This is a genomic window from Fibrella forsythiae (assembly GCF_017353175.1).
GTDB lineage: Bacteria > Bacteroidota > Bacteroidia > Cytophagales > Spirosomataceae > Fibrella > Fibrella forsythiae.
The window spans coordinates 342868-367484 of sequence record NZ_JAFMYW010000007.1; the positions used below are offsets into that span (position 1 = coordinate 342868).

Annotated in this window: 21 protein-coding genes; 11 read left to right on the forward strand and 10 right to left on the reverse strand. The window is 53.4% G+C overall.

What is annotated here, in order from left to right; genetic code table 11:
• Positions 1-31 precede the first annotated feature (31 nt).
• On the forward strand, positions 32-1525 hold the full coding sequence (locus J2I46_RS22500) for a vWA domain-containing protein (protein ID WP_207331311.1): 1494 nt from the start codon (positions 32-34) through the stop codon (positions 1523-1525).
• 86 nt (positions 1526-1611) lie between these two features.
• Here J2I46_RS22500 and J2I46_RS22505 read toward each other — a convergent pair whose 3' ends face one another.
• Complete coding sequence (locus J2I46_RS22505; RefSeq protein WP_207331312.1) at positions 1612-2145, reverse strand: DUF8685 domain-containing protein; 534 nt, start codon at positions 2143-2145, stop codon at positions 1612-1614.
• 145 nt (positions 2146-2290) lie between these two features.
• Here J2I46_RS22505 and J2I46_RS22510 point away from each other — a divergent pair, with 145 nt between their 5' ends.
• Positions 2291-3463, forward strand: coding sequence for an aminotransferase class V-fold PLP-dependent enzyme (locus J2I46_RS22510; protein WP_207331433.1), 1173 nt, complete (start codon positions 2291-2293; stop codon positions 3461-3463).
• Positions 3464-3527: 64 nt separating this feature from the next.
• Here J2I46_RS22510 and J2I46_RS22515 read toward each other — a convergent pair whose 3' ends face one another.
• From J2I46_RS22515 to J2I46_RS22525, 3 genes are all read right to left on the reverse strand, one after another.
• Positions 3528-3731 carry a hypothetical protein gene (locus J2I46_RS22515; protein ID WP_207331313.1) on the reverse strand — a complete coding sequence of 68 codons (204 nt, stop codon included), beginning with the start codon at positions 3729-3731 and terminating at the stop codon, positions 3528-3530.
• Entirely contained in the window at positions 3728-4231 is a 504-nt protein-coding gene (locus J2I46_RS22520) for a SixA phosphatase family protein (protein WP_207331314.1), read from the reverse strand. The genes J2I46_RS22515 and J2I46_RS22520 overlap by 4 nt, the downstream gene beginning before the upstream one ends.
• 107 nt (positions 4232-4338) lie before the next feature.
• Complete coding sequence (locus J2I46_RS22525) at positions 4339-5130, reverse strand: 3-keto-disaccharide hydrolase (protein ID WP_207331315.1); 792 nt, start codon at positions 5128-5130, stop codon at positions 4339-4341.
• A gap of 157 nt (positions 5131-5287) precedes the next feature.
• On the opposite strand from J2I46_RS22525, the gene J2I46_RS22530 reads away from it, so the two are divergent.
• The 3 genes from J2I46_RS22530 (at position 5288) to J2I46_RS22540 (ending at position 9773) form a co-directional block, all read left to right on the forward strand.
• Positions 5288-7153, forward strand: coding sequence for a 3-keto-alpha-glucoside-1,2-lyase-like domain-containing protein (locus J2I46_RS22530; RefSeq protein ID WP_207331316.1), 1866 nt, complete (start codon positions 5288-5290; stop codon positions 7151-7153).
• A gap of 6 nt (positions 7154-7159) precedes the next feature.
• Complete coding sequence (locus J2I46_RS22535; protein ID WP_207331317.1) at positions 7160-9175, forward strand: c-type cytochrome; 2016 nt, start codon at positions 7160-7162, stop codon at positions 9173-9175.
• A 292-nt stretch (positions 9176-9467) separates the two neighbouring features.
• Positions 9468-9773, forward strand: a complete 306-nt coding sequence (locus J2I46_RS22540) for a helix-turn-helix transcriptional regulator (protein WP_207331318.1) — start codon at positions 9468-9470, stop codon at positions 9771-9773.
• Here J2I46_RS22540 and J2I46_RS22545 read toward each other — a convergent pair.
• Positions 9740-10897 carry a sensor histidine kinase gene (locus J2I46_RS22545; protein WP_207331319.1) on the reverse strand — a complete coding sequence of 386 codons (1158 nt, stop codon included), beginning with the start codon at positions 10895-10897 and terminating at the stop codon, positions 9740-9742. The two genes, J2I46_RS22540 and J2I46_RS22545, sit on opposite strands and share 34 nt — an antisense overlap.
• 212 nt (positions 10898-11109) lie before the next feature.
• Here J2I46_RS22545 and J2I46_RS22550 point away from each other — a divergent pair, with 212 nt between their 5' ends.
• The 6 genes from J2I46_RS22550 to J2I46_RS22575 all read left to right on the forward strand — a co-directional run bounded on the left by J2I46_RS22550 (position 11110) and on the right by J2I46_RS22575 (position 17720).
• Complete coding sequence (locus tag J2I46_RS22550; RefSeq protein ID WP_207331320.1) at positions 11110-13593, forward strand: S9 family peptidase; 2484 nt, start codon at positions 11110-11112, stop codon at positions 13591-13593.
• Positions 13594-13873: 280 nt separating this feature from the next.
• Positions 13874-14659 (forward strand): MBL fold metallo-hydrolase, encoded by a 786-nt coding sequence (locus J2I46_RS22555; RefSeq protein ID WP_207331321.1) that lies wholly within the window; start codon positions 13874-13876, stop codon positions 14657-14659.
• Between the two features lie 118 nt (positions 14660-14777).
• Positions 14778-14960, forward strand: a complete 183-nt coding sequence (locus tag J2I46_RS22560) for a hypothetical protein (RefSeq protein WP_207331322.1) — start codon at positions 14778-14780, stop codon at positions 14958-14960.
• 190 nt (positions 14961-15150) lie between these two features.
• Positions 15151-15990, forward strand: coding sequence for a DUF2911 domain-containing protein (locus J2I46_RS22565; RefSeq protein ID WP_207331323.1), 840 nt, complete (start codon positions 15151-15153; stop codon positions 15988-15990).
• A gap of 229 nt (positions 15991-16219) precedes the next feature.
• Positions 16220-17032, forward strand: coding sequence for a class I SAM-dependent methyltransferase (locus J2I46_RS22570; RefSeq protein ID WP_207331324.1), 813 nt, complete (start codon positions 16220-16222; stop codon positions 17030-17032).
• Between the two features lie 112 nt (positions 17033-17144).
• The gene (locus tag J2I46_RS22575; RefSeq protein WP_207331325.1) at positions 17145-17720 is read left to right on the forward strand and encodes a DUF4142 domain-containing protein; all 576 of its coding nucleotides are present in this window, start codon (positions 17145-17147) and stop codon (positions 17718-17720) included.
• Between the two features lie 62 nt (positions 17721-17782).
• On the opposite strand, the gene menD is transcribed toward J2I46_RS22575, so the two are convergent.
• From menD to J2I46_RS22600, 5 genes are all read right to left on the reverse strand, one after another.
• Positions 17783-19507, reverse strand: a complete 1725-nt coding sequence (gene menD / locus J2I46_RS22580) for a 2-succinyl-5-enolpyruvyl-6-hydroxy-3-cyclohexene-1-carboxylic-acid synthase (RefSeq protein ID WP_207331326.1) — start codon at positions 19505-19507, stop codon at positions 17783-17785.
• Between the two features lie 124 nt (positions 19508-19631).
• Positions 19632-20054: an EVE domain-containing protein gene (locus tag J2I46_RS22585; protein WP_207331327.1), complete on the reverse strand. Its 423-nt coding sequence runs from the start codon at positions 20052-20054 to the stop codon at positions 19632-19634.
• 133 nt (positions 20055-20187) lie between these two features.
• Positions 20188-22389 (reverse strand): xanthine dehydrogenase family protein molybdopterin-binding subunit, encoded by a 2202-nt coding sequence (locus tag J2I46_RS22590; protein ID WP_207331328.1) that lies wholly within the window; start codon positions 22387-22389, stop codon positions 20188-20190.
• Positions 22386-22889: a (2Fe-2S)-binding protein gene (locus J2I46_RS22595; protein ID WP_310589074.1), complete on the reverse strand. Its 504-nt coding sequence runs from the start codon at positions 22887-22889 to the stop codon at positions 22386-22388. Before J2I46_RS22595 ends, J2I46_RS22590 begins: the two co-directional genes overlap by 4 nt.
• A 183-nt stretch (positions 22890-23072) precedes the next feature.
• A complete protein-coding gene (locus J2I46_RS22600; protein WP_374758101.1) occupies positions 23073-24602 on the reverse strand; it encodes a RagB/SusD family nutrient uptake outer membrane protein in 1530 nt (509 codons plus the stop codon).
• Positions 24603-24617: the final 15 nt, after the last annotated feature.

Consider the following 24617-nt stretch of genomic DNA (forward strand, 5'->3'; position numbering starts at 1 on the left):
GTTATATCTCCCTGAAAAAATACTCTGCTCCATGAAGAAGCTATTCCTTTTTGCCGCTGTGATAACCCTGATGGGTGGCTGCACAAAATCGTATGAGGGTGCTGGGCCCTATCTTACCTCTAGCTTCAGCACAAACGGTGGTTTCGGCACTACCAGCACTGAACAGTACAACCCAATTACTGAGAATCCGTTTGTAGACGTCAGCAAGGAAGCTATTTCTACCTTTTCTATTGATGCCGATGGTGGCTCATACGCCAATGTGCGTCGGTTCTTAACGGCTGGTCAACTGCCTCTCGTCGATGCGATCCGTACGGAAGAACTGGTTAATTATTTCCCCTTCCAGTATGCTGACCCGGCCAATGGCGAGCCGATTACCGTGAACGGGGAGGTAAGCGGGTGCCCATGGGACGACACCCATAAACTGATTCGGGTTGGGCTGAAGGGGAAATCAACCGCTATGGCCGACCTGCCGCCATCCAACATCGTTCTGTTGATAGATGTGTCTGGTTCGATGAGCGACGCCAATAAGCTCCCCCTGTTGAAAGAAGCGCTGCCCACTTTTGTCGACAATCTGCGATCGCAGGATAAGCTGTCGATCGTAACCTACGCCGGGCAGGCCGGTGTACCACTTGAGGCCACCAGTGGGGCCGATAAGGGGAAGATCAAATCAGCCATTGCTCAGTTAGGCGCAGGGGGTAGTACGGCGGGCGCACAGGGTATTAACAGAGCCTATGAGATTGCTGAGCAAAACTACGTTCAGGGGGGCAACAACCGGGTGATTCTGATGACAGACGGCGATTTCAATGTCGGCATAAGCAGCCAGACCGCGTTGGTTGGCCTGATCGAAAGCAAGCGGGACAAAGGCATTTTTCTGACCACCGTGGGTGTTGGCACGGGCAACCTCAACGAAGGCATGATGGAACAGGTAGCCAACAAAGGCAATGGAAATTTTGAATACATCGACAATCTGAAGCAGGCTCAGAAGGTCTTCGTCAATGAATTCAGTAAGTTTTACACGGTAGCCCAGGACGTCAAGGTGCAGATTGCCTTCAACCCGGATCAGGTGAAGGCATATCGGTTGATTGGGTACGAAAACCGGCTTCTGAAAAGCGATGACTTTGTTGACGATAAAAAAGATGCCGGTGAGATTAATGCCGGTCAGACCATCACAGCCCTTTACGAACTGATTCCAGCCGCCACAACCGGAACGCCGGGACAGATTGACAGTAAATCGATACCCACCTTCACGATTAACTTCCGGTATAAAACGCCAACTGCAGCCACGAGCCAGGCACTTAGTTTACAAATTTTCGATCTGGATAATGGCTTCTCCTATGCCAGCGAGAATATGCGGTTTGCTGCTTCGGTAGCAGCCTATGGCCTATTGCTTCGAAAATCGGCCTACAAAGGCAACGCCTCCTTCGACAAAGTACGTACCTGGGCCACCGCGTCGATGACCTACGATCCGTACGGCTACCGTAAGGATTTTCTCCAGTTGCTGAACAAAGCCAGTCAGTTGCAGTAACTCGTTACAGCTTGTCGATTCTACAGCCGTCACTATGGATATCCGGGGTAGCTCGAACGGGCTGCCCCGGATGTCCATAGTGGTATTTAGGCCTCTACCCCGCCCTTTTCGCCGACAAAGGATTGTTCGGTGTTTTTGAACAGGAGGTTGAATGAGGTCAAGCTCCCATAAATACGGGTAATGTATTGTTGGATGCTTACTTTTTCTTCATCGTCGAGGCCGCTGGCATTAACGCGTTGTTCAAGGACACGCAGCCGGTCGCGAACCATGACGATCTTATGGAAGAAAGCGTCGATGGGCATTTCCTTGCTGGCGAGGTCGGTTCGGCCCGGTTTCATGATCAGTTTACCGCCCTTCCATTTGTCACCCAGCGGCACGATTTCAGTTAGGCCGCCCCATTTCTGTAGCACCCGCGACAGTGCCTGTTCTACATCGAGCAGGCTTACCAGATCACCATCAGGCTCAATGGCTTCGATCACCTCGAACGGTGCCGTAAAGGCCAGCAGTTTCACTCCTTCGTCCATGAAGGTGACGGTGTAGCCGTTGGTTTTCAGGTTGATAATTACCCCATGTCCAAACTCAGGGTGACGAATGCGGGAGCCAATGCCGAGGAGTTGCATATATGTTATGAGTCGTACGTAAGAAAGAGTCGTTAGCCGTAAGTCGCGCTGCAGTAGAACGTACCTGATCATTTACCCACAGTTAACGACTTACGTCTTCTGTTCACCTATGACTAAAATTATGCCAAATGCGTACATTCAGGCCATGATTCAGCAACAACTTGATCTTTACTGTCAGCGCAGCCAGTATACGTACCCAGCCGACGCCCATTATCTGAATTGCGCCACGCGTGCGCCCTTGAGCAAAGCCGTTGCGCAGGCCGGCCTCGACGCCATTCACGTGCAGACGAACCCGATGGGCTTAACGCCCGACGATTTTTTCAGTGGAGGGATCCTTGTCCGGCAGCTTTTTGCCCAACTCATCAACCAGCCCGACCCCAACCGAATTGCCATTATTCCGGCTATCTCCTACGGTATGGCGGTGGTGGCGCGCAACCTGCCCAACAAACCCGGCTTGCAGGCCGGGCAACGCATCGTTCTCATCGGCAGTGAGTTCCCGTCAGATGTGTATGCCTGGGATCGGGTCAGCGTGACCGAGAAACTGACGATTCATACCGTCGACATGCCCGACACCCTGCCCGCAGCTGATGCCTGGAACGAGGCTATTCTGGCCGCTATTACGCCCGAAACAGCGCTGGTTGTGGCCCCAATGATTCACTGGATGTATGGTACTCGGTTCGATCTGGAGGCCATCGGCCAACGCTGCCGGGAAGTTGGTGCCTGGCTGGCGGTAGACGGAACGCAGAGTGTGGGGGCCATGCCCTTCGACTGGCAACGTATTCAGCCCGATGCCCTGGTTTGCGCCAGTTACAAATGGATGATGGGCCCCTATTCACAGGGGTTGGCCTGTTACGGGCCTGCCTTCGACGGCGGCATTCCGTTAGAAGAAGCCTGGATGAACCGGCTCGATAGTAACCAGTTTCACCGGCTCGACCAGTACCAGCCTACATACCGCCCCGGTGCGTATCGGTACAATGTGGGGGAGCATACACACTTTACCCAGATGCCAATGCTGGAAGCGGCCCTGCGCCAGATTATAGACTACCAGCCCGAGCGTATCCAGCACTATTGCCGCAGCCTGATGGCTGATGTTTTGCCGGAACTGGAATCGCTGGGCTATCAGATTGAGCCCGAAACGGGCCGTGGTCACCATTTGCTGGGAGTTTGGGTACCCAAAAATGCAGACTCGATGGCTATATCACGGGCATTACTGGCGCGTAATGTGTCTGTTTCGGCGCGCGGGCGGGCCATTCGTGTATCACCACATGTGTACAACACAGACACCGACGCGCAGGCACTACTTGAGGCGTTAAGGTAGTTTCAGGTACGTTGCCGAGTAGCAGAGTGGGCCAAAAGCAACGTACCTGAAACTACCTCAACGCTTATTTTCTGCTTACCGAATCCAGGCCAGTCGTGTCGATCAGGAGCGATCTGTCTTCGACACGGTTGCCGGGAAGGGCACGGGACGCCTGCTTTTTCTTATTCCAGGGAGCCGTTGTCCGGCTGGCCATATCGACGGTGAGCATCACGACCACCAGCGTGAAAGCGATGAAAATAATGATGAAGATGCGGCGGTTACGGTTCATTGTTTCAGTAGTTCTTTCGGAGTAACGTAGAACTGCAGGAAACCCGTTCGGCCTGAGACTTCGGCCCAGTGCAAATTCTCGAACGTGATGGCCACCACGCTTCCTTTACTCATCGACCCCACGTCCTGATGGGTCAGGTATTCCGTGAAGTACGACACGTCGGGATTATGGCCAAACAGCATCACCGACTCGCAGGAATCCGGCAGGCTATTAACGGCTGCCAGATAGGCTTTAGGGCCACCCTCATAGAGTTTTTCGTCGAGTTCAACCGCTTCGGTCTCAACGCCCAACTGTTCGGCAAACACCTTGGCCGTGTCTTTTGCCCGATGAGCCGTACTGCTAATCAGTCGGTTGGCAACGACTCCCTTCTCAGAGAGATACCGGCCAACACGTGCTGCGGCCATGATACCTTCCGGAAGCAGTTCGCGGTCATGATCTCTCATAAAAGTAGCCCGGTCTTCTGCCTTCGCATGCCGAACAACGTATAAAGTACGCTTCATAAAAGAAAATTAAGAATTGGGAATTAAGAATTAAGAGTTGCTCCGCTCGCCAAGAGTCTTAAGCAAGCAGAACAACTCTTAATTCTTAATTCCCAATTCTTAACTGATTAAAGTTCTCTGATCCAGATATTGCGGAAGCCAACCGGGTTACCGTGGTCCTGAAGCAGGATCGGGCCAGCTCCGTGTGGTTCCATGGTTGGGTACCCAATATAGTCGGTATTTCCTTTAATAGCGGTGTGATTCTGAACAACAATACCGTTCAGCAAAACCGTAACGTACCCAGGCTCGGCCAGAATGCCGCTTTTATTGAAACGGGGAGCCTGATACACAATATCATACGTCTGCCACTCGCCTGGTTTGCGGCTGGGATTGGCCAGGGGAATTGCCTGCTTGTAGACCGAACCAACCTGCCCGTTTGAATAAGTAGGGTTTTCGTAGTTATCCAGCACCTGAATTTCGTAATAGCCCTGCAGAAACACCCCGCTGTTCCCTCTGGCCTGGCTTTTCCCTTCCGGCTTTTCAGGCGTGCGGAATTCTACGTGTAGCTGAAAGTTTTCGAACTCCCGCTTGGTTCGGGCGTACGAACCAAGGGTCGAATACATGGCACCGTCTTTTACGGCCCATTTCAGGGGCCCCATATTGGTACTCTTCCAATCTTTCGACACGTGACTTTTTACGGAGACCCACTCATCCGTGTTTTTCCCGTCGAACAGCACAATGGCATCTGATGGGGCCGTCAGGCCGGAGGCATTTGCAGCCATCGTTCCCGGCGTAACGATTGGCGGAACAGGCGTCCAGGTTTCAGAAGATTCAGGTGTTTTTTTAGCCGCTTCGTTCTGGGCAAAAGCAAAGCCGGCAGAAACGAGCAGGAACGCAAACGTGGAGGTTAATTTTTTCATGATGTAATAAGGTATGAGTCAAATATAGTGGCCTACCGAATAAAAAGTAAACGATCGGCAATCTTACCCGCTAGGTAGCGGATTTTGCGCTGCTTCCTATTTCAAACGATATACCATGTATTTTTAAGTCGTTTTTTGCTTTTAATCAACTCTTTTCATGCGAATAGCATCTATTCTGACCCTCTCTGTGGGCAGTTGTCTGCTTGGAAGTATAGTGCTGGCACAGACAGCTAGTAAAGTACCACTCAACGATTTAAGCGCTTTTCGACCGCCCGTTTCAGCCAACTGGCGAATTGCTGCCGATGTAATGGCCGATCTTAACCAGCCCAATACAGTACAGCTTAAACCCGCCACAGCTGGTGCCACCGGAGGGGTACTGGTCTGTACGCCCGCCTCTAAAAATACGGGGCAGGCAAACCTGATCTCGACGCTTGAACACGGCGATGCCGATCTGGAATTCGATTTCATGATGGCGAAAGGGGCCAACTCGGGGGTGTATCTGCAGGGACGCTACGAAGTGCAACTGTTCGATAGCTGGGGCGTAACCGTTCCAAAATCGGCTGACGTTGGCTCGATTTACGAACGCTGGGATGATAGTCGGCCCGACGGTAAGCAGGGGTACGAAGGGCACCCCGCCCGGCAAAATGCAGGTAAAGCTCCCGGCCTGTGGCAACACCTCAAAATTTCTTTCCAGGCGCCCCGCTTCGATGCGTCTGGCAAAAAAACAGAAAATGCCAAAATCCTTCGGGCCGAACTTAACGGCGTACTCATCCACGACAATGTTGACCTTTCAGGACCAACGCGTGGTGCCATAAGTGCCACAGAGGCGGCCCGTGGCCCACTCGTTTTTCAGGGCGACCACGGCGCGGTAGCTATCCGTAACATCAGTTACACGCTCTTCGACAAGAACAAGCCACGTCTCACCAATCTGTCCTACATGATCTACAAGGGTCAGTATCGCGACGAGGTTTCTTTTGGCGGCATGGCGCCCGAATCGAAAGGAACATCGCCGGTTCTGTCGGCGGCCGTTTCGCGGATACCCAACGATTTTCTGGTGCGTTACACAGGTACGTTGCACGTAGAAGATCCGGGCGAGTACACCTTTGCCATGAACACGGCCGGTGGCGGTGGTCAGCTTCGGGTAAATGGCCAGCCCCTCGGTAAATGGTCAGACAATAACCAATCCGGGAAAGCGACCCTCCCGGTCGGCGATCTGCCATTCGAGGCCATTTACAGCAAATACGTGGAGTGGAACCGCCCTGATCTTCAACTCGCCGTTTCCGGCCCCGGCATCCGGCAATTCATGCTTACACCGGCCACCATCAGCGAACAGGGCGAAACCGACCCAATTCTGGTTACGGCCGAGGGAAACACAATCCTCCGTAGTTTTATGGACCTTCCCCGCACGAAAACAGATCAGGGACGTACCTACCGGGTCACACACGGCATTTCAGTTGGTAGCCCCGAACAAGTACATTATACCTACGACGCTGATTTTGGCAACGTCGTGCAGGTGTGGCGCGGTATGTTCCTCGACGCTACACCAATGTGGGAAAACCGGGGCGATGGCTCTTCCCGGCCAATGGGGGCCGTGAATTACCTCGGTGGAAAACCACAACTGGCACTGACCCGACTGGCGTCTCCGCAGGCACCCTGGCCAACCGATACCATGGGCAGCGGTTTCCGGCCCAAAGGCTATCAGCTAGACGATAAAGACCGGCCTACATTCCGCTATATGACGGCAGGAGCCAGCGTCGATGACCAGATTCAGGCGCTGCCCGATGGTCACGGCCTTCGTCGCCAGTTGACCGTTTCGCAGCCTGGCGCTGGTCTTTACGCCCGCCTGGCTGCAGGTACGTCTATCGAGGCGATGCCCAATAACACGTACCTGATCGATGGAAAATCATACATGATTCAACTAAACGAAGCAGGCGGCGCCCAGCCCGTTGTTCGCACCAGCAATGGCGCGCAGGAGTTAATTATTCCTGTTTCCGGCAAACTGACCTACTCGATTCTCTTCTAAGCAGTTATGAAAACGATACATCAATACCTCTTGCTCGCTGCCCTGGCTTTACCAACGGCGGTTTGGGCGCAGGAGTCACCCAAAGAGGAAGATTTTTTCCGTATTACCAAAGTGTCTGCTCCCGAGGGAACACTCCTCGAAGTGGGCGGCCTGGCCATGCTGCCCAACGGCGACCTGGGTATTTCAACCCGTCGGGGCGATATTTTTATCGTACAAAACCCAACCAGCAAGCGGCCTTATTTCAGAAAGTTCGCTTCAGGGCTGCATGAAGTGCTGGGTCTGGTCTACAAAGACGGGTCGCTTTATTGTGCCCAGCGCGGCGAACTGACCAAGATGACCGACACCAACAATGATGGCAAAGCCGACCTGTTCGAGACGGTCTACGCCTGGCCCTTGTCGGGTCATTATCACGAATATAGCTTCGGCCCAAAAATCGCTCCTGACGGCACGTTCTTCGTGACGGGTAATGTGGCCTTTGGCGACGAAGAATGGTGGCGGGGCGAAAGCCGGGTGCCCTGGCGCGGCTGGACAATGAAGATTTCGGAGAACGGCCAGATGCAGCCCTGGGCCACAGGCATGCGCTCGCCAGCCGGACAGGGCATGATTGACGGCGAATTTTTCTACGCTGATAATCAGGGCGACTGGCAGGGATCTGGTGGCGTTGTGCACGTAAAGAAAGGAGCATTCACCGGCCATCCGGCGGGTCTGCGCTGGACCGGCATGCCCAACTCGCCGTTGAGACTGACTGACACGGAATTCTACGCCAAAGTTGATATCCGGCAAAAGCGCGATGCCAACGGGCGAATGATCAAACCAGAAAATGTAGTCAATGAAACGCCCGATCTGCTATTTAAGGTAAAGGAGACTTTCCCAAATATCCAGACGCCGGCGGTCTGGTTGCCACACGGCATCCTGGGTATTTCCAACTCAGAGATCGTCACGATTCCGGCAGGTACGTTTGGGCCTTTTTCCGGGCAGCAACTTGTTGGCGATCAGGGTATGAGTAAAATTTCGCGGGTGATGCTCGAGAAAGTGAACGGCGAATATCAGGGTGCTGCGATTGAATTCCGGTCGGGCTTCCGGTCGGGGGTGATGCGGATGGCTTTCGCGCCGGATGGATCGCTGTTTGTGGGCGAAACCAACCGGGGCTGGGGTTCAGCCGGGGATGCCAACGAGGGCCTACAACGCCTCGTCTGGAACAATAACATTCCGTTTGAAATGCGCACGGTAAAGGCAATGCCCGACGGTTTCGAGGTGGAATTTACCAAGCCTGTCACCAAACTCTCGGCCGAGGATCTGGCGTCTTATTCGGTTGAAAGCTTTATTTATAAGTACCACCCGGTATACGGCAGCCCAACTATCAACAAAGAGAAACACGCGATTAAGGGCGTGAAACTGTCGGACGATGGTATGCGGGCACGGGTGGTGGTTGATAATCTGCGTAAAAATTACATTCATCAGTTAACCCTCGACGGGGTACGTTCGGAAGATGGTTCATATTCGCTCGTTCACCCAATTGCCTACTATACGCTCAATAATATTCCCGATGGGCAGAAGCTGGCCATGTCGGAACTGAGCGTTAAAAATTCGGCAGTTAAGGCAACTACAACGGTTCCATCAACCAAACCAACAACAGCTAAACCAACAAAAGCCGGTACGAAGGGGAAACCAGCGCTGCAACTGGGACAAGCCGTTTCGCTGGCCAAAGCGCCGACGTATGAACAAGTGAAAGGACTGTTGACCAAGCACACGTGTCTGGCCTGCCACAACGCCGACAAACGGCAGGTTGGCCCGGCCTACAAAGACGTGGCGAAGCGGGGTTATACCAACGATCAGTTGGTGGAGTTGATCTACAACCCCAAACCAGCCAACTGGCCCGATTATGCGACGGAAATGCCGCCGATGCCGCAGGTCCCGAAAGCCGATGCGCTGAAAATTGCCGCCTGGATCAACTCGCTGTCACCAGCCACAAAAGGCAGTGTGAATCCAGCAGACGATAAGGATAATCCCAAAGCGCAGTAGCTCCTGGTCTGTTTAACTTGTAGAAGTCCTTCCGACCTTGTTGGAAGGACTTTTTTTATGGATCAGGCGGAGCCCGATTCAGATTAAATCTTGATTTAGCTGAGCAGTTTCTACCCCTCATAATCAATAGGTTAGCTAACATTCCCGGTCATACACTAGTAGGTCCCACCTTCTCGCATGCACTTCACAGATGCCAATCTAGTCTTTCTTGGTATGATCGGCATGATGACGGTTTACGTGGGCGGGCAGGCCATTGTAACGGGCGAGCGGGCCTATCGCTGATACACAATTTATGCCTTATGCTGGGGATGTTACTCTGAGCCGGATGCAGCTCCACCGCAAGCTGAAAGCGTTAACCAACCAGTCGGCCACCGAAATCGTGCGTCATCTACGTCTGCAACGGGCTGCAGAGCTATTGCGGCAGCGCAGTGCCAGCGTGTCGGAAATTGCCTATGACGTAGGTTTCGAAAGCCTGTCTTACTTCACCAAAGCCTTTCGCGATCAGTTCGGAACATTACCGTCAGCTTTTAACTATCACCCGCAGCGATCTGCCTGCTCAGATTGTCAGCGAGCATTGGTGTCTGCTTCGGCGTACTGATGCAGCGTTTTTATCACTTTGGGAATGGTGAAGTAGAACGTTGTTCCAATGCCAACTGTACTGTCGAGCCAGATTTCGCCGCCGTAGCTTGTCACCACTTTTTTACAGGTAGCCAGGCCGATTCCTGTTCCCGAGTACTTATTACGACTGTGCAGCCGCTGAAACAGTTGAAATACCCGGTCGAAATATTGCTGATCAATACCAATTCCGTTATCACCCACCGAAAACTGATACTGGTCTTTTTCGTTGGTAGCCCAGATTACCAGATGAGGCGCTACCCCCTGACGGCGGTATTTAAGGCCGTTGGTGATCAGGTTTTGGAACACCTGTTTCACGTCTGTCCGGTGGCCCATGATGGTGGGTAGCGGTCCTACATCAATGGTTGCACCGGTAGCCAGTATTTCGGCCTGCTGTTCTTCCAGAATCTCGTCGACGATTTCTTTAATGTTCAGCTTTTCGAGGGCAACGTTACTACCCAGGCTTGAGAATTCGAGCAAATCATTGATCAGCCCGCGCATTCGCTCGGCGGCAGCCGTTGACACACCGACCAGCCGCTGCGCTTCCGGATCGAGCTGATGGCCATATTTGGCTTCGAGCAGGGTCAGGTAATTGGCAATTGTTTTAAGCGGTGATTGCAGGTCGTGGGAGGCCACATAAGCAAATTGCTGCAGTTCCTCATTTGAGCGGGTCAGTTCCTGCAAAGCCAGTTGACGGTAGGATAGCTCTCGATCATACTCTTGCGATGTCCGCAGGCCAACCGCCTCGTTAAAGTAACGAATCAGCGCAATGACCGTTAATATAGAAACAACGCCGGTCAGAAACCGAACCAGTGCACTGATCCGGTAGGCAGGGTACCAGAACATCATGGCGTCAAGCAGGTGTGTGAGGCCGCAGAGCAGAATAAACGCGCCAAACAACCAGAAAACACCTGCCAGGGGAACACCCTTTTTGATGAAGATGAACCGGATCAAGGCCAGGGGAATAGCCATGTAGGCCAGCCAGATCGTCAGATCAGAGGCGATGTACAGCCAGCCGTGAAACTTAGACCAGGCGCCGCAATACCACCGGGGTGGCCAGTCGCTCATGTCGGTTAACCGCTGAAAAAAATCGTAAAGTTGCTCCATAATGGGAAAATAAGAAACGTAGTTTAGGGCTGGGGGTTCGTTACTCCGAACAGCTAAATTAAGTATTCGGATTGGCCCACTAGAATGTATGTATGTTCAGATTTAAAAAAAACACCCAAATAGCTAATTAGCCTGATAACTGGATGGATCGACACGAGTCTGGATAGCATTTCTGACTATTTTTGGTTGATCAACTCCAAAACTGCATCAACATGGTAATCAGTTATTTTCGTTTATTGCGTACGTCTGTCCTCTTGACGTTGACAGTAACAGCCTCATTTGCTCAGGACGCGCTTACCTACCAGACGCCGCCCAAAGCCCTGGCCGATCTGGTAACGGTCCCTCCCACCCCCGGCGTCAGTGTGACCTCTAAAGGTGATCAGATGCTGATTCTGGAGCGGGCCTCATCACCGTCAATTGCCGAACTGGCCCAGCCTGAGTTGAAACTCGCCGGTCTGCGCATCAACCCCGCCAATAACGGTCCCAGCCGCGCTGCATACATTACAGGGCTGAAGCTAAAAAAACTGCCCGGTGGCACCGAGATCGCACTGAAAGGGTTACCTGATATGCCCCTGATCTCGTACGTACAGTGGTCGCCCGACGAGACTAAATTCGCCTTCGCCGTATCAAACGACACCAGAATTGAGCTGTATGTAGCCGACGTAGCCACGGCCACCGCCACCCGGTTGACTGACCGGGCCTTGAACGCCGCCTACGGTTCACCCTTCCAGTGGGTGTCTGACAGTAAGAACCTGATCGTCAAACTGATTCCGGATGGGCGTGGTACTGCCATGGCGGCCAACCGGGTTCCCGTTGGCCCAACCATGCAGGATAACAGCAGCGGATCGAGGGGGCAGGCTCCCACGTATCAGGATTTGCTTAAGAGCCCTTCAGACGAAAAACAGTTTGCCTATTTCGCTACCTCACAGGTAACCAAATTAGGTCTGGATGGCTCCGCTCAACCCATTGGTCAGCCGGGCATCATTGCCACAGCCTCTCCATCCCCCGACGGAAAGCTGGTGATGGTGGAAACCGTACATACACCGTTCTCTTATCTTGTTCCGGTATACCGCTTTCCAACCCGGACCGATGTGTTCGCGATGAATGGCCAACTGGTAAAGACATTGAACGATGGCCCGTTACAGGAAAGTGTTCCGTATAGCTCGGATGGTGCACCCAGTGGCCCGCGTGATTTTGAGTGGCGGAACGATGCGCCCGCTTCAATCTACTACACGGTAGCGCAGGATAAAGGCGACCCAAAAGTAAAGGCCGACGTTCGCGACCGGGTGTTTCTGGTCGAAGCTCCTTTCACGGCAGAGCCAAAAGCTATTTACGATGCGGCTTTCCGGTTTAGAGGCTTTACCTGGGGAAATGCCAACACGGCGCTGGCTACCGAGGGCTGGTGGCAGACACGGAAAGTGATTACCAAACTGGTGAACCCATCGGCCAACTATGCGGCAACGACCCTGTTCGAACGTTCATCTGAGGACCGCTACGCCAATCCCGGCCAGCCCGACACGCACCCCAACCAGTATGGCCGCGACGTGTTGAACATTCTGCCCAACAACGACATCATGCTCGTGAACGGGCAAGGCGCTTCGCCCGAAGGCGACCGCCCGTTTGTGAGTGTCATGAACCTGACTACCAAGAAAATCACGCCACTCTGGCGGTCTGAAGCCCCCGTTTTCGAGCGGCCTATTGCTGTTCTGGATGCTGCCACCGGTGTTATTCTGACAACCCGCGAAACGCCCGACGAAAACCCGAACTACTTTATTCGCAACCTGAAGAAACGCATCGCTCCTGTTCAGATCACCTCGTTTCCGCATCCGTACCCACAATTGAAAGGCATTACGAAGCAGCAACTTCGCTACAAGCGGGCCGATGGCGTTGACCTGACAGCCACGCTGTATTTGCCCGTTGGCTACAAGAAGTCGGACGGGCCGCTGCCGACGTTCATGTGGGCTTACCCAGCCGAATTCAAGAGCAAAGAAGCAGCCGGTCAGGCCCAGGGGTCACCCTACCAGTTTAACCGGATTGCCGCCATGGGTGGTGCCGTTTTCGCTACTATGGGCTATGCCGTACTCGATAACGCCAGCATTCCCATTGTGGGCGAGGGCGATAAAGAACCGAACGATACTTACGTGGAGCAGCTGGTAGCCAGCGCAAAAGCTGCTATTGACGAAGGCGTACGGCTAGGCGTTGTTGACGCCAATAAAGTGGGCGTGGGTGGCCACTCCTACGGCGCATTCATGACGGCTAACCTGCTCTCGAACAGCAATCTGTTTAAAGCCGGTATTGCCCGGAGCGGTGCCTATAACCGGACCCTGACACCGTTCGGTTTCCAGAACGAACAACGTACCTACTGGCAGGCTCCGGATGTCTACAATAAGATGTCGCCCTTTATGAATGCCGACAAGATGAAAACGCCACTGTTGCTGGTTCACGGTGAGGCCGACAACAACACAGGTACGTTCCCGATTCAGTCGGAGCGGTATTACAATGCGCTGAAAGGCTTTGGTGCCACAACCCGCCTGGTATTCCTTCCCTACGAATCACATGGTTACGCGGCAAAAGAATCATTGCTACACATGCTGTGGGAGATGAATGGCTGGATGGACAAATATGTTAAGAATGCGCCTGCTGGCGGAACGGCAGCGGCTGCATCACCAGCAAAAATGTCGGGCGGGAAGAATTAGCCCCTTTTCAACGACAAACGCCGCCCCGACCGCCGTAACAGGCTGACCGGGGCGGCGTTTCTGTGATTACCTGTTGGTGATGGCATCAGTATGGCCGGGGTGTCTGGTGGTAGCGTGGGCGTTAGCGGATTGACTTGACCGGTGCGTTAATCCCGGTAACCGGCAGTTGAAAACCCTCGCTCACTTCTGGCTTTTTAGCGAACGAAATCAGGTGTTTTCTGGCTTTTCAATCAGGGACTCCCGATTTTTGATTGTAGTATCTTCCGTAGCCGACCGTATCATGCCCCTTTATATTACCTCGTTGAATTCAGGCAGCAATGCCAATTGCTATTACGTTGGCAATGAGCAGGAAGCCGTTCTGATTGATGCGGGTCTGTCGTGCCGCCAGACTGAGGTACGTATGCAGCGCCTGGGCCTGTCGCTGAAAAACGTAAATGCAATCTTCATCTCCCATGAACACAGCGACCATATTAGCGGTCTTGCTCAGCTGTCGGGTAAATACCAGATTCCGGTTTACATCACCACCCAGACCCTTCGTTCATCCCGGTTATTACCTGCCAAATTTCCCGTTCGTGAACTGACCGCCTACGAACCAGTGGCGATCGGCGCTCTACGAGTTACGGCCTTCCCCAAGCAGCACGACGCTGTTGACCCGCACAGTTTTCTGGTTGAAGATGACGAGACCCGGGTCGGCGTATTTACTGACATTGGCACCGCCTGCGAACACGTCGTTCGCCATTTCAGCCAGTGCCACGCCGTGTTTCTGGAAGCTAATTATGATGAAGACATGCTGGCCAACGGGCGGTATCCGGCCTTTCTGAAACAGCGCATCCGGGGTGATTTCGGTCATTTATCCAATCAACAGGCGCTGGCACTGTTAAAAGAACACAAGCCAGCGTTTATGAGCCACGTGCTGCTGTCTCACCTGTCGAAAGACAATAACAGTCCGTTTGTTGCGCGCGATTTATTCCTGCCACACATGAACGAAACGGAACTGGTCATCGCATCCCGGTTTGCCGAAACCCCGGTTTATACCGTGCAGGCAAGTTATGCCGCTGACCTGTAAGACTCTGTATCGTAGCCGACGTATGAGGGCCAGTGGCTAAGTCAGGTACGTTCCGATAAACAGATTAGGGGGTTGCTGGTTTGGTATATAGTTTCACTCTGTATCAACCATTCAACGTATGAATATTAAGCGTGTATTCGGCGTCATCCTGACACTAATAGGATTAATTGGCCTCATTTGGGGCGGCAAAGACCTAACCTCGGGCGGCGTGGCTCAGGCATCAATTGTCTACCTGGTATTGGGCGGCATTTTCTTTTTTACCGGCATCAGTCTCATTCGTACAACCGGCGACACCGCATAAGCTGAACGCAGCACAGTTCCAGCAATCTGAATGAGCAGCGGTTAATCTGCCCGTTTGCAGCCAGAAAAAATTTTTGGGGTATCATTAAACCCTATAGACTATTGTTTTGTCAAAAGCCCGGTCACATGACCGGGCTTTTTTTGTAAATATTCGTCGTAAACTTGCTATCTGTAATCTATCGATTCGACACATGTACAAGCTTGTCATCACCCTATTCCTATCCGCCTGCCTAACGGCTGGCCACGCTCAGATTAACCTTCCTGCCGCCAGCCCAGCCGCAACCATCAGTCAACAGATTGGCCTGGGCAAGGTCACCGTAGAGTATGGACGCCCATCGCTGAAAGGTCGCACCATGTTTGGCGACCGAATACCTTATGGTAAAGTTTGGCGTACCGGTGCCAACAAGATCACCGACCTGACACTCTCTGAACCCATGAACATCGAAGGAAAAGCGGTTGAAACAGGTAAATACGGACTGTATTCCATCCCGACCGCCGATTCGTTCACGTTTATTCTGAACAAAGACGCCGACGCCTGGGGTGCCTACGACTATAAAGAAGCCAACGATGTGCTGCGTTTGGTGGTAAAAAGCGAGAAGACAGCGACCAAGACCGAAACCCTGACCTTCGAATTCGTCGACCTGACACCTTCATCGGCGGTGCTTCAGCTACGCTGGGAAAATACAATGGCCCGACTAACCATTGCCGATGATGCCGATTCGCACGTGATGGCGCAAATCAAGGAATTAACTGCTTCGCCAACCGCTTCAACTGACACCTACTTCGGCGCAGCCCAGTATTATCTGGATACCAACCGCGACCTGAAACAGGCGCTGGAATGGTCGAATAAAGTGGTAGCGAAAAGCAACGAATACTGGACATACCACCTGCGGGCTAAAATTCTGGCGCGGTCGGGCAACTGCAAAGCCGCGCGCGCGGATGCACAGATGTCGCTCGATCTGGCCAAAAAAGCGGGCGACGATGCGTACATCAAAAACAACGAGAAGATTCTCGAAGACTGCAAGTTGTGATCAGCAACGTACCCAATAAAAAGGCCAGCCCCAGCTATTGGTGGCTGGTCTTTTTATTGGGTACGTCCGTAAACTTCCTTTATTAATTCCTCCTGTTTACCGCTGACTCAACACAGCCACCTTAGCCTCAACAAATTGCCTTGCAGGTTAGCCGGACGCTTACTTTTCAAGCGCTTACGTCCATGTTATCAACCGACGTAATCAATGAACTGGCTAAACTCGAAGCGAAATGAATCCAAATAAAGCGCTGTGGGAGAAAGGAGACTTCACACAGATTGCCCGCACCATGCGGGAAAGTGGTGAAGCACTGGTTGATCAACTTCAGATCACGAACGGTCTCAAGGTACTGGATCTTGGTTGTGGCGACGGCACCACGGCCATACCTGAAGCCAAACGGGGCGCTATCGTTGTCGGCGTCGACATTGCCCGAAACCTGGTTGAGGCCGGTAATGCCCGGGCAAAGGCAGAAGGGCTGACCAACTGCACGTTTCAGGAAGGTGATGCTACTGACCTACGCGAATTTACCGACGCCTCGTTTGATCTGGTGGTCAGTATATTCGGTGCCATGTTTGCGCCCAGGCCGCTTGAGGTGGCCAGAGAAATGGTGCGCGTTACACGTCCGGGTGGACGAATTGTAATGGGTAACTGGATACCAGGCGACCCTACGTTGGTTGCACAGATTTTAAAAATCAGTTCGGCTTACACACCGCCCCCGCCAGAAGGATTTATCAGCCCGATGTTGTGGGGCGTTGACGAGCAGGTGATCGATCGTTTTGGTCAGGCAGGAATACCCAGAGAAGCCATATCGTTCAGCCGGGAAACCTTCACCTTTAATGTACCATATCCTCCTTCCGCGTTTGTCGATACCTTCAAATCGTATTACGGCCCCACGATGAATGCGTTTGAAGCAGCCGAAAAAAATGGCAAAGCCGCTGAGCTACACCGTGAACTGACGGCGCTCTTCAACAGTCAGAACAAAAGCGGTGAAGCGGCCAGAACATCCATATCCGCTACGTTTCTGAAAGTGACCGTGATGCGTTAATAAGTTGTGCCCCTGACATGCCACACCATCAGGTTCTTAACGCCCAAAAAACCAATTCGTACGGAGCGAGTTTATGCACTGGTACTTTGTCGTACCACTAAACACATACGTTATGAAGAAGACAACATTGGTGTATTTGCTGGCCATGAGCTGCCTGACATTCCAGGCCTGCAACAGTGAAAAAAAGACAACGAGTGATAGCGTCGAAAACGCAGAAAACTCGAATGAAGTAAAAGAAGAACAAGGCGCAGGTGCTGAAGATGATGACAGCGAGTTTGCGGTGAAAGCGGCCAGTGGTGGACTGCTGGAAGTGGAACTGGGTAAACTGGCGCAGGAAAAAGGGCAGAACGCCGAGGTGAAACAGTTTGGGGCCAAAATGGTGGAAGACCATACCAAAGCCAACGACGAGTTGAAAGCACTGGCAACGCTTAAGAACATCACGATTCCCTCAACACCGGGCGAAGACAAACAGAAAGATATCGACGATATGCGTAAACTATCGGGTGCTGAATTCGACAAAAAGTACATCAGCTACATGAAAGACGATCATGAGGAAGATGTGAAGGAGTTCAAAAAAGCCGCTCAGGACGCGAAAGATCAATCGATCAAAGAGTTCGCTGCTAAAACGCTACCCACGCTCCAGATGCACCTGGATATGGTAACCGCCATTGACAAGAAGCTGAACTAAACCGTTCCGTATGTAGTAAAAAAGCTTCGCGAAGCTAGTTGCTGCGCGAAGCTTTTCTTTTGTTATAACCGCTGCTTATAGGCTTTGAATGCTTCGGCATTAACGTATTTATCCGTTGTAATTTCCAGCAGCTTAGGTCTATCCGACGCCTCGAAGAACGTACCCAGTGCGGTGGCCAACGTACCTGAATCAGTCACCTGTTCGTAGGCAACGCCAAAGTCGGCGCAGGTACGTTCGGCAGTTAGCTGATGGGGCGTCTCGAAGTATGTTTCCAGTTCTGGTTGCTGTGATGATCCGTCGATGATTCGGAAAATATGCCCCGACGCGTTGTTGAGCAGCACAATACGCAGGTTTCCCGGTAGGCCGTTCTGCCACAGCCCGTTACGATCGTAAAAAAACGCCACATCGCCGATCAGTACCGTAACGATAGCACGCGTTTTCAGCGCCGCCCCTACGGCCGTGCTCAGGCATCCGTCAATACCGCTCGTTCCCCGATTTGCCCACACCTGCACTGCCTGACTTGTTTCCAGCCCACACATATTAGCGTATCGAACAGGCATACTATTGGCCAGTTGCAGGTGCGAGTTGGTTGGTAGCGCGTCCAGAACAGCCTGCGTGGCCACCCAGTCGGTGAAGGGTGAATCACGAAGCGACTGAGCCACTACTCGTCGGGCCGCCTGATCAGCAGCCTGCCAGACCGTGAGAAATTCAGCCTCTTCGTCATCATCCTCCACCCCTTCGCGAAAATGCTGGTAATCAAGATCGGCAAATAGCTTCTGAAAAAAATAGACCGGCTCAACCGGGATACGCGTTGTCAACGACTGAAACGAATCGATTAGCCGGTCGCCGTATGGCTGAACGTGCCAGTGTTGAGCGGCGGGGTATTTACGGAAATACGTTTTCAGGTTTCGCGTCAAAAACGAATTACCCAGCGTGATCAGCAAATCGGGGCGCAGGTTTTCCAGTTCTTCTTCGTCCGGTTGCCCCAAAATCGTATCCGTCTGGCTAATGAACGCATCACTCCGGCCGAGGTTACTGATAATCTCCCCCACCACAGGTACGTTCAACTCGCGCCCTATTTGCGTCAGAATCTGGTGCAGATCGGGCTGAAACGGGGTTTGACCAACCAGAATCAGTTTTCGTTCGGTGCTCTCCCAATCGGCCAGCAACCGGTGCCACGTCTCTGCCGGCAGTTGCGGCGAAACAGCTACCTGCTCAATGACCCGTCCACGTTCTGGCCGAAACACATCACCCGGTTTGGGGTAAAAAGGCTCCCGCAGAGGCACGTTTATATGAACTGGTCCGGCTGGCCCTGAACGGCTCAGATCAAACGCTTCGTTGATGGTTCGTTCAATAAACCAGGGCGAATCGGCGTGCATATAGTCGGCAGGTAGATCATAGCTCCGTTTTACGTGATTGGCGAAAATGCCGACCTGGTCGATCGTTTGGCCATCCTGTTGGTGCAGCCACTCGTGGGGCCGATCGGCAGTGAGCAGCAGCAGCGGAACCTGCTGAAAATAGGCCTCTACCACCGCCGGACTCAGGTTGTATACCGCGCTGCCCGACGTGCAGATCAGGGCGACGGGCGTCTGCGTTTGCTGCGCCATGCCCAGCGCCGTAAAGCCAGCAGCCCGTTCATCAGGTACAACACGTACCTGCAAGCCAGGATGCCGGGCAACGGCAATCGTCAACGGTGCCGACCGCGACCCCGGCGACACAACGACATCGCGCAGGCCTTTCCGGTGCAGCAGCTCAACAAGATTCAGAATGGGTTGAAGAACAGGCATGAAATAGAAGTTTCAAGTCTCAGGTTTAAAGTGTCGAAAGGTGAGCTGCTGATCAACCACCTCTTGATGATGCAGCGGATCGCGTCATCAGACCGTCTGAAACTTGAAACATGAAACCTGAAACTTAATTCCCCATTTTCACAATCAGGTCAAATTCATCAGGCTTGATGGGCATGACCGAGAGACGGGATTGTTTGATAAGCGCCACATTGGCCAGCATGGGCTCGGCCTTTATCTGCGCCAGCGTAACGGGTTTCTCAAACGCCATGGCCGGCTCCAGTTCCACCACGCACCAGGGCGTTGGTTTACCGGTTGGATCGGGTTGAGCCGTGGGGTCGGGATACGACTCGCAGACAACGCTGGCCAAGCCAACCACCTGTGGATTGTTGACGCTATGATAGAACAGTACCTGATCACCTTGTCGCATGGCCTGCAGGTTATTGCGGGCCTGATAGTTACGAACCCCATCCCAGGTAGCGCGGCCCTGCTCAATGAAATGATGCCAGCCGTAGGTCTCCGGCTCTGACTTTACCAACCAATAATTCATGAAGGCAAAAGTAGGTTTTAGGGAGGAAAGGAGGAAAGGGAGGAAGGGGAGGAAAGGGAACTGACGCGTAAGTAATGCTGGCGCGTAAGCTCCTTTTCCTCCCTTTCCTCCCTTTCCTCCTTCCTCCTTTCTTTTACACCTTCGCCAAATCAATTGGCAGGCGGCGCATTCGTTTTCCCGTTGCGGCAAAGATGGCATTGGCCAGGGCGGGTGCTACTGGTGGCAGCCCTGGCTCGCCTACTCCTTTGATCGTATTACCGCCATCGGCCAGGATGTGCACCTCAACGGCTGGCATTTCGTTGATTCGCAGCATCTGGTTGGTATCGAAGTTGGTCTGCTGCGCCTGGCCGTTGGCAAAGGTGATGCCCTCTTTTGTAGCAGCCACCAGCCCCATACAGATGGCCCCCTCCACCTGATTGCGAACCATATCCGGGTTAACGACCGTGCCAAGATCGATGACGCAATACACCTTGTCGACTTTCACCGACCCGTCTTGCTGCTTCGACACTTCGACCACGTGACCAGCCAGGCCAGCGAAGAATTCCCACTGCGCCACCCCCCGTCCTTTTCCGGCAGGAAGCGGCTTATCCCAGTTCGACACTTCGCGTAGTTTGGCCAGCACCTTTTTCGTGTCCGAGTCTTTGGTGAGCATCGCCATCCGGTAATCCATCGGGTCTTTCTTCGCCTGATGCGCCATCTCGTCGATGAAGCACTCATGCGAGAACGCCAGCGTCGTGCTGGTTACGGCTCGCCAGTAGCCCGTTGGTACCTGCAAGTCAGCGAAGATGTAGCGATTGTCGACGTTCGGAATTTCGTATTTCTGTTCGCTGATGCCTTCCGTCATGGTTTTGTCGGGCTTGGCGGCATCCCGGGTACGTCCCAGCGTTGCATCGATCGATGGCGAGATGACTTTGTGCTGGAAGGCCACGGGCAATCCGTCGGCACCCAGTCCGGCACGCATAGCCGAGAACGTCATGGGCCGGAACGGACCGAGCTGCGTATCATCTTCACGCGTCCAGACCACTTTCACCGGCTTACCCACCGACCTGGCAATGTGGGCCGCTTCGAGCACGAAATCCTGGAATAGCCGACGGCCAAAGCCACCTCCGTTGAACGTGATATTTACCTTTATGTCGGCTGGTTTGATCTTGAACTCGTCGGCCATTTTTGACTTGATCCAGTCAGGTGCCTGCGACGAGGTCCACAGTTCGACGGTATCGGGCGTAGGCCAGTTCACCACGCAGTTCATCGGCTCCATAGGCGAGTGGCTCACCATCGGCGTTTCGTAGAACGCGTCGATTTTGGTTGGCGCCTCGGCAAGGGCTTTGCTGAAATCACCTGTTGTATGATCAACCACACCGTCCTGTTTGGCCAGCTCATGAAGTTGCTTTTCATAGGCGACTGTATTGAACGCATCCAGCCCCTGATGATCCCATTTGACCGCCAGCGCCCTACGCCCTTTCAGCGCGGCCCAGTAATTGTCGGCCACCACGGCAACTCCGTCGTACTTGTTCTGTTCGAGCACCCGACTCGCCTTCACTACCTGCCGGACACCTTTCACCTGCTTCGTTTTGGTGTCGTCGAAACTAACCAGTTTGCTGCCAATAATTGGGCTACGTTCAACAGAAGCATAGAGCATACCGGGTACCTTCACGTCGATACCGAACTGCGCCCTGCCCGATACTTTGGCAGGTACGTCGGGCCGGGGCGATGGTTTACCCAGGATGGTAAAGTCTTTGGGAGATTTTAGTTTCGGACTAGTCGGTACGGGTAATTTCGATGCCACGTCGATCAGATCACCATAGGCAATGCTGCGTCCCGACGCTTTATGATGAACCTGCGCATTGGCCACCGTACATTCCTCCGCAGGTACGTTCCATTGCTGACTGGCTGCCATTACAAGCATCTCGCGGGCCGACGCGCCCACTTTGCGAAGCGCCATGTAGCTACCCCGAACCGACGAGCTACCCCCCGAAATCTGGCCACCGAACGCTTTTTCACCACCCGTTTGCAGAATCGTCACCTGATTCAGCGCCACGCCTAGCTCTTCGGCAATCAGCGCCGGAACCGCCTGGAACGTACCCTGACCCATATCGGGCTTGGGGTTCATGATCGTGATCTTTCCGGGCTTCCCTCCCACCGATTTCTCGATGATGATATAAGGAGTCAGCTCGGTGCCAACGGGAGCCGCATTGATATTGAGGATACCGCTGCCAGCCGGTGCCGGTGCGCCTGCATTGGCCGACGAGATGCCCAGCACCAGTGCTCCACCCGCCAGGCCCAGCGTTTTCAGGAAGTCGCGGCGGTTGGCTGTTGGTAGTATGTCTGCGCTCATCGTTTGCCTAGTTTAGATGCGTTCTTCATTTTTGGAGCAGCACTGATCTCTGCCGAGGCGGTATGAATGGCCTCCCGAATTCGGACATACGTGCCACACCGGCAGATGTTACCCTGCATGGCCGCATCGATATCGGCATCGGTCGGTTTCGGAATCTGTTTCAGCAACGCCACCGCCGACATGATCTGGCCCGACTGACAATAACCACACTGCGGTACCTGATGCTCAATCCAGGCTTTCTGTACGGGATGATCCGCGTTTTTCGAGAGCCCTTCAATGGTCGTAATCTTCTGGCCAGCCACCGCCGACACCGGTACGCTGCATGAGCGGATAGGCGCCCCGTCGAGATGAACCGTGCAGGCACCGCATTGGGCAATACCGCAACCAAACTTGGTGCCGGTCAGGCCGACAACGTCGCGAATGGCCCAGAGCAGTGGCATATCCGGGTCAACATCAAGCGACTGCGGCTGATTATTAATGGTGAGTTTAATCATGACCAGTAAACTGATTGTTAAGTCGTTTCAGAGGAAAGCGAAGGTAACGAAAAACCCCGACAGCCGGAAGCTATCGGGGTTTTCGATGGATACGGACTAGTACCTGACCAATTTGTTTGTTGGATCATGGTACATCAAGCAGCGCTTTTGTCATTTATGTAAAGCAGACTTGTAGGTTCCCATTCCCTCTTAGTTCGGGTAACCTGGATTCTGCGGCCCAAGGTTCGGGTTATTCAGAAGCTCCGGTCTTGGCAGTGGCAACAGCAGGTGTTTGGCCTCCAGCGTTTTATTCGTGCTCAGGTTAATATGACCCACGAAATTGTCGAAGCCGTTGGTCGTCTCGTTGTAAACTTTCCGCAGCCGGATCATGTCAAACCAGGTGATCTGCTCGTAGCACAGTTCATGCCAGCGTTCCCGCCATACTGCCTCCCGGAAGGTGGTTTGCGAGAACGTACCCAGCGCTGGAGTGGTTAGCTTAGCCCGGTCGCGGATGCGTTTCAGGGCGTCGTAGGCGGCCTGCGTGGGTGCACCCAGTTCATTCTGTGCTTCGGCATACAACAGCAGCGTTTCCGCGTAGCGAATCTGGGGTACGTTTAGGTTGTTCAACCGTGTACCCGCTACGCCTGCCGTACCGTTGGCAGTCCGGTTGAAATGCTTGAACACGTAAGGAGCCCCTAAACTGAAGGGCGCGCCGGTGCCATTGGTGTAGTAGGTCGTGTAGAAATACCCTTCCTGATCTTTGGCCCGCAGATCGCCCGCTTCGTACGACTTATAGAACGCAGCCGTTGGCACCGAACTGCCGGTTCCGGTTGGTCCGTTGTAGTTGATGGGCTTGAAGTTTCCGTAGAAGTTATCCATCGGATTGGCCGCTACAACGGAGTTGTACTGGATCATGAACAGATGCTCCACCCGGTTTTTCTGACTTTCGCGGTGAACGTCTTCGTAGGTCGTAAACAGGTTGATCACCGACGGATTCGCATTCGCATAAGTGATCACCTCGAAGGCTTTATCAGCTGCCAGTTTATAGTAGGATGCCCCTTTGCTCAGCGGGAAACCGGCCATTGTCAGGTAAACCGTTGCCAGTTGCGATTTAACTGCCGCCAGATTCACCCGACCGCTCACGTCCATCCAGGCCAGCCCAGCTGCTTCAGCCGCTTGCAGATCTTCCACGATGAGTTTGTAGACATCTTCTTTCGAGGCGCGCGGCGGGCTGAAATCAGCGGCCGTGGCATCGGGCTGCGGTTTGGTAATCAGTGGCACGTCGCCCCACAACCGAACCGCCTGGAAATAAGCCCAGGCGCGTAGAAACCGCGTTTCACCCAGAATTTTTGTCTTCTGAGCGGCATCCATCGGCGTAATGGCCGGCACCCGATCAAGTACCTGGTTGGCCTGGGCAATTACCCGGTACAGGCCATTCCAGTAGTTGACGATGTGGGTGGTATTGCCATCGTGCGCCAAACTGTACAGGTTATTCAGATCGGAGTTCTGAGCCGTTTCCGTGGTCGACGTACCGGTCATCGCTTCGAGCAACTGCCAGTTATTCGAGAAGATGTTCGCCCCGTCGCCGATGAACCGCAGACTGGCGTAGACCGATGCCAGTCCTGCTTCGGCATGGTCAGGAATAGTATAAAAGCTATTGGTTGTCAGGTTCGACGGCGCCATTTCATTCAGGAAGTTGGTGCAACCAACCGGCCCGAGTAAAACGGTTCCTACCAACATCGTTTTAGCTATTGA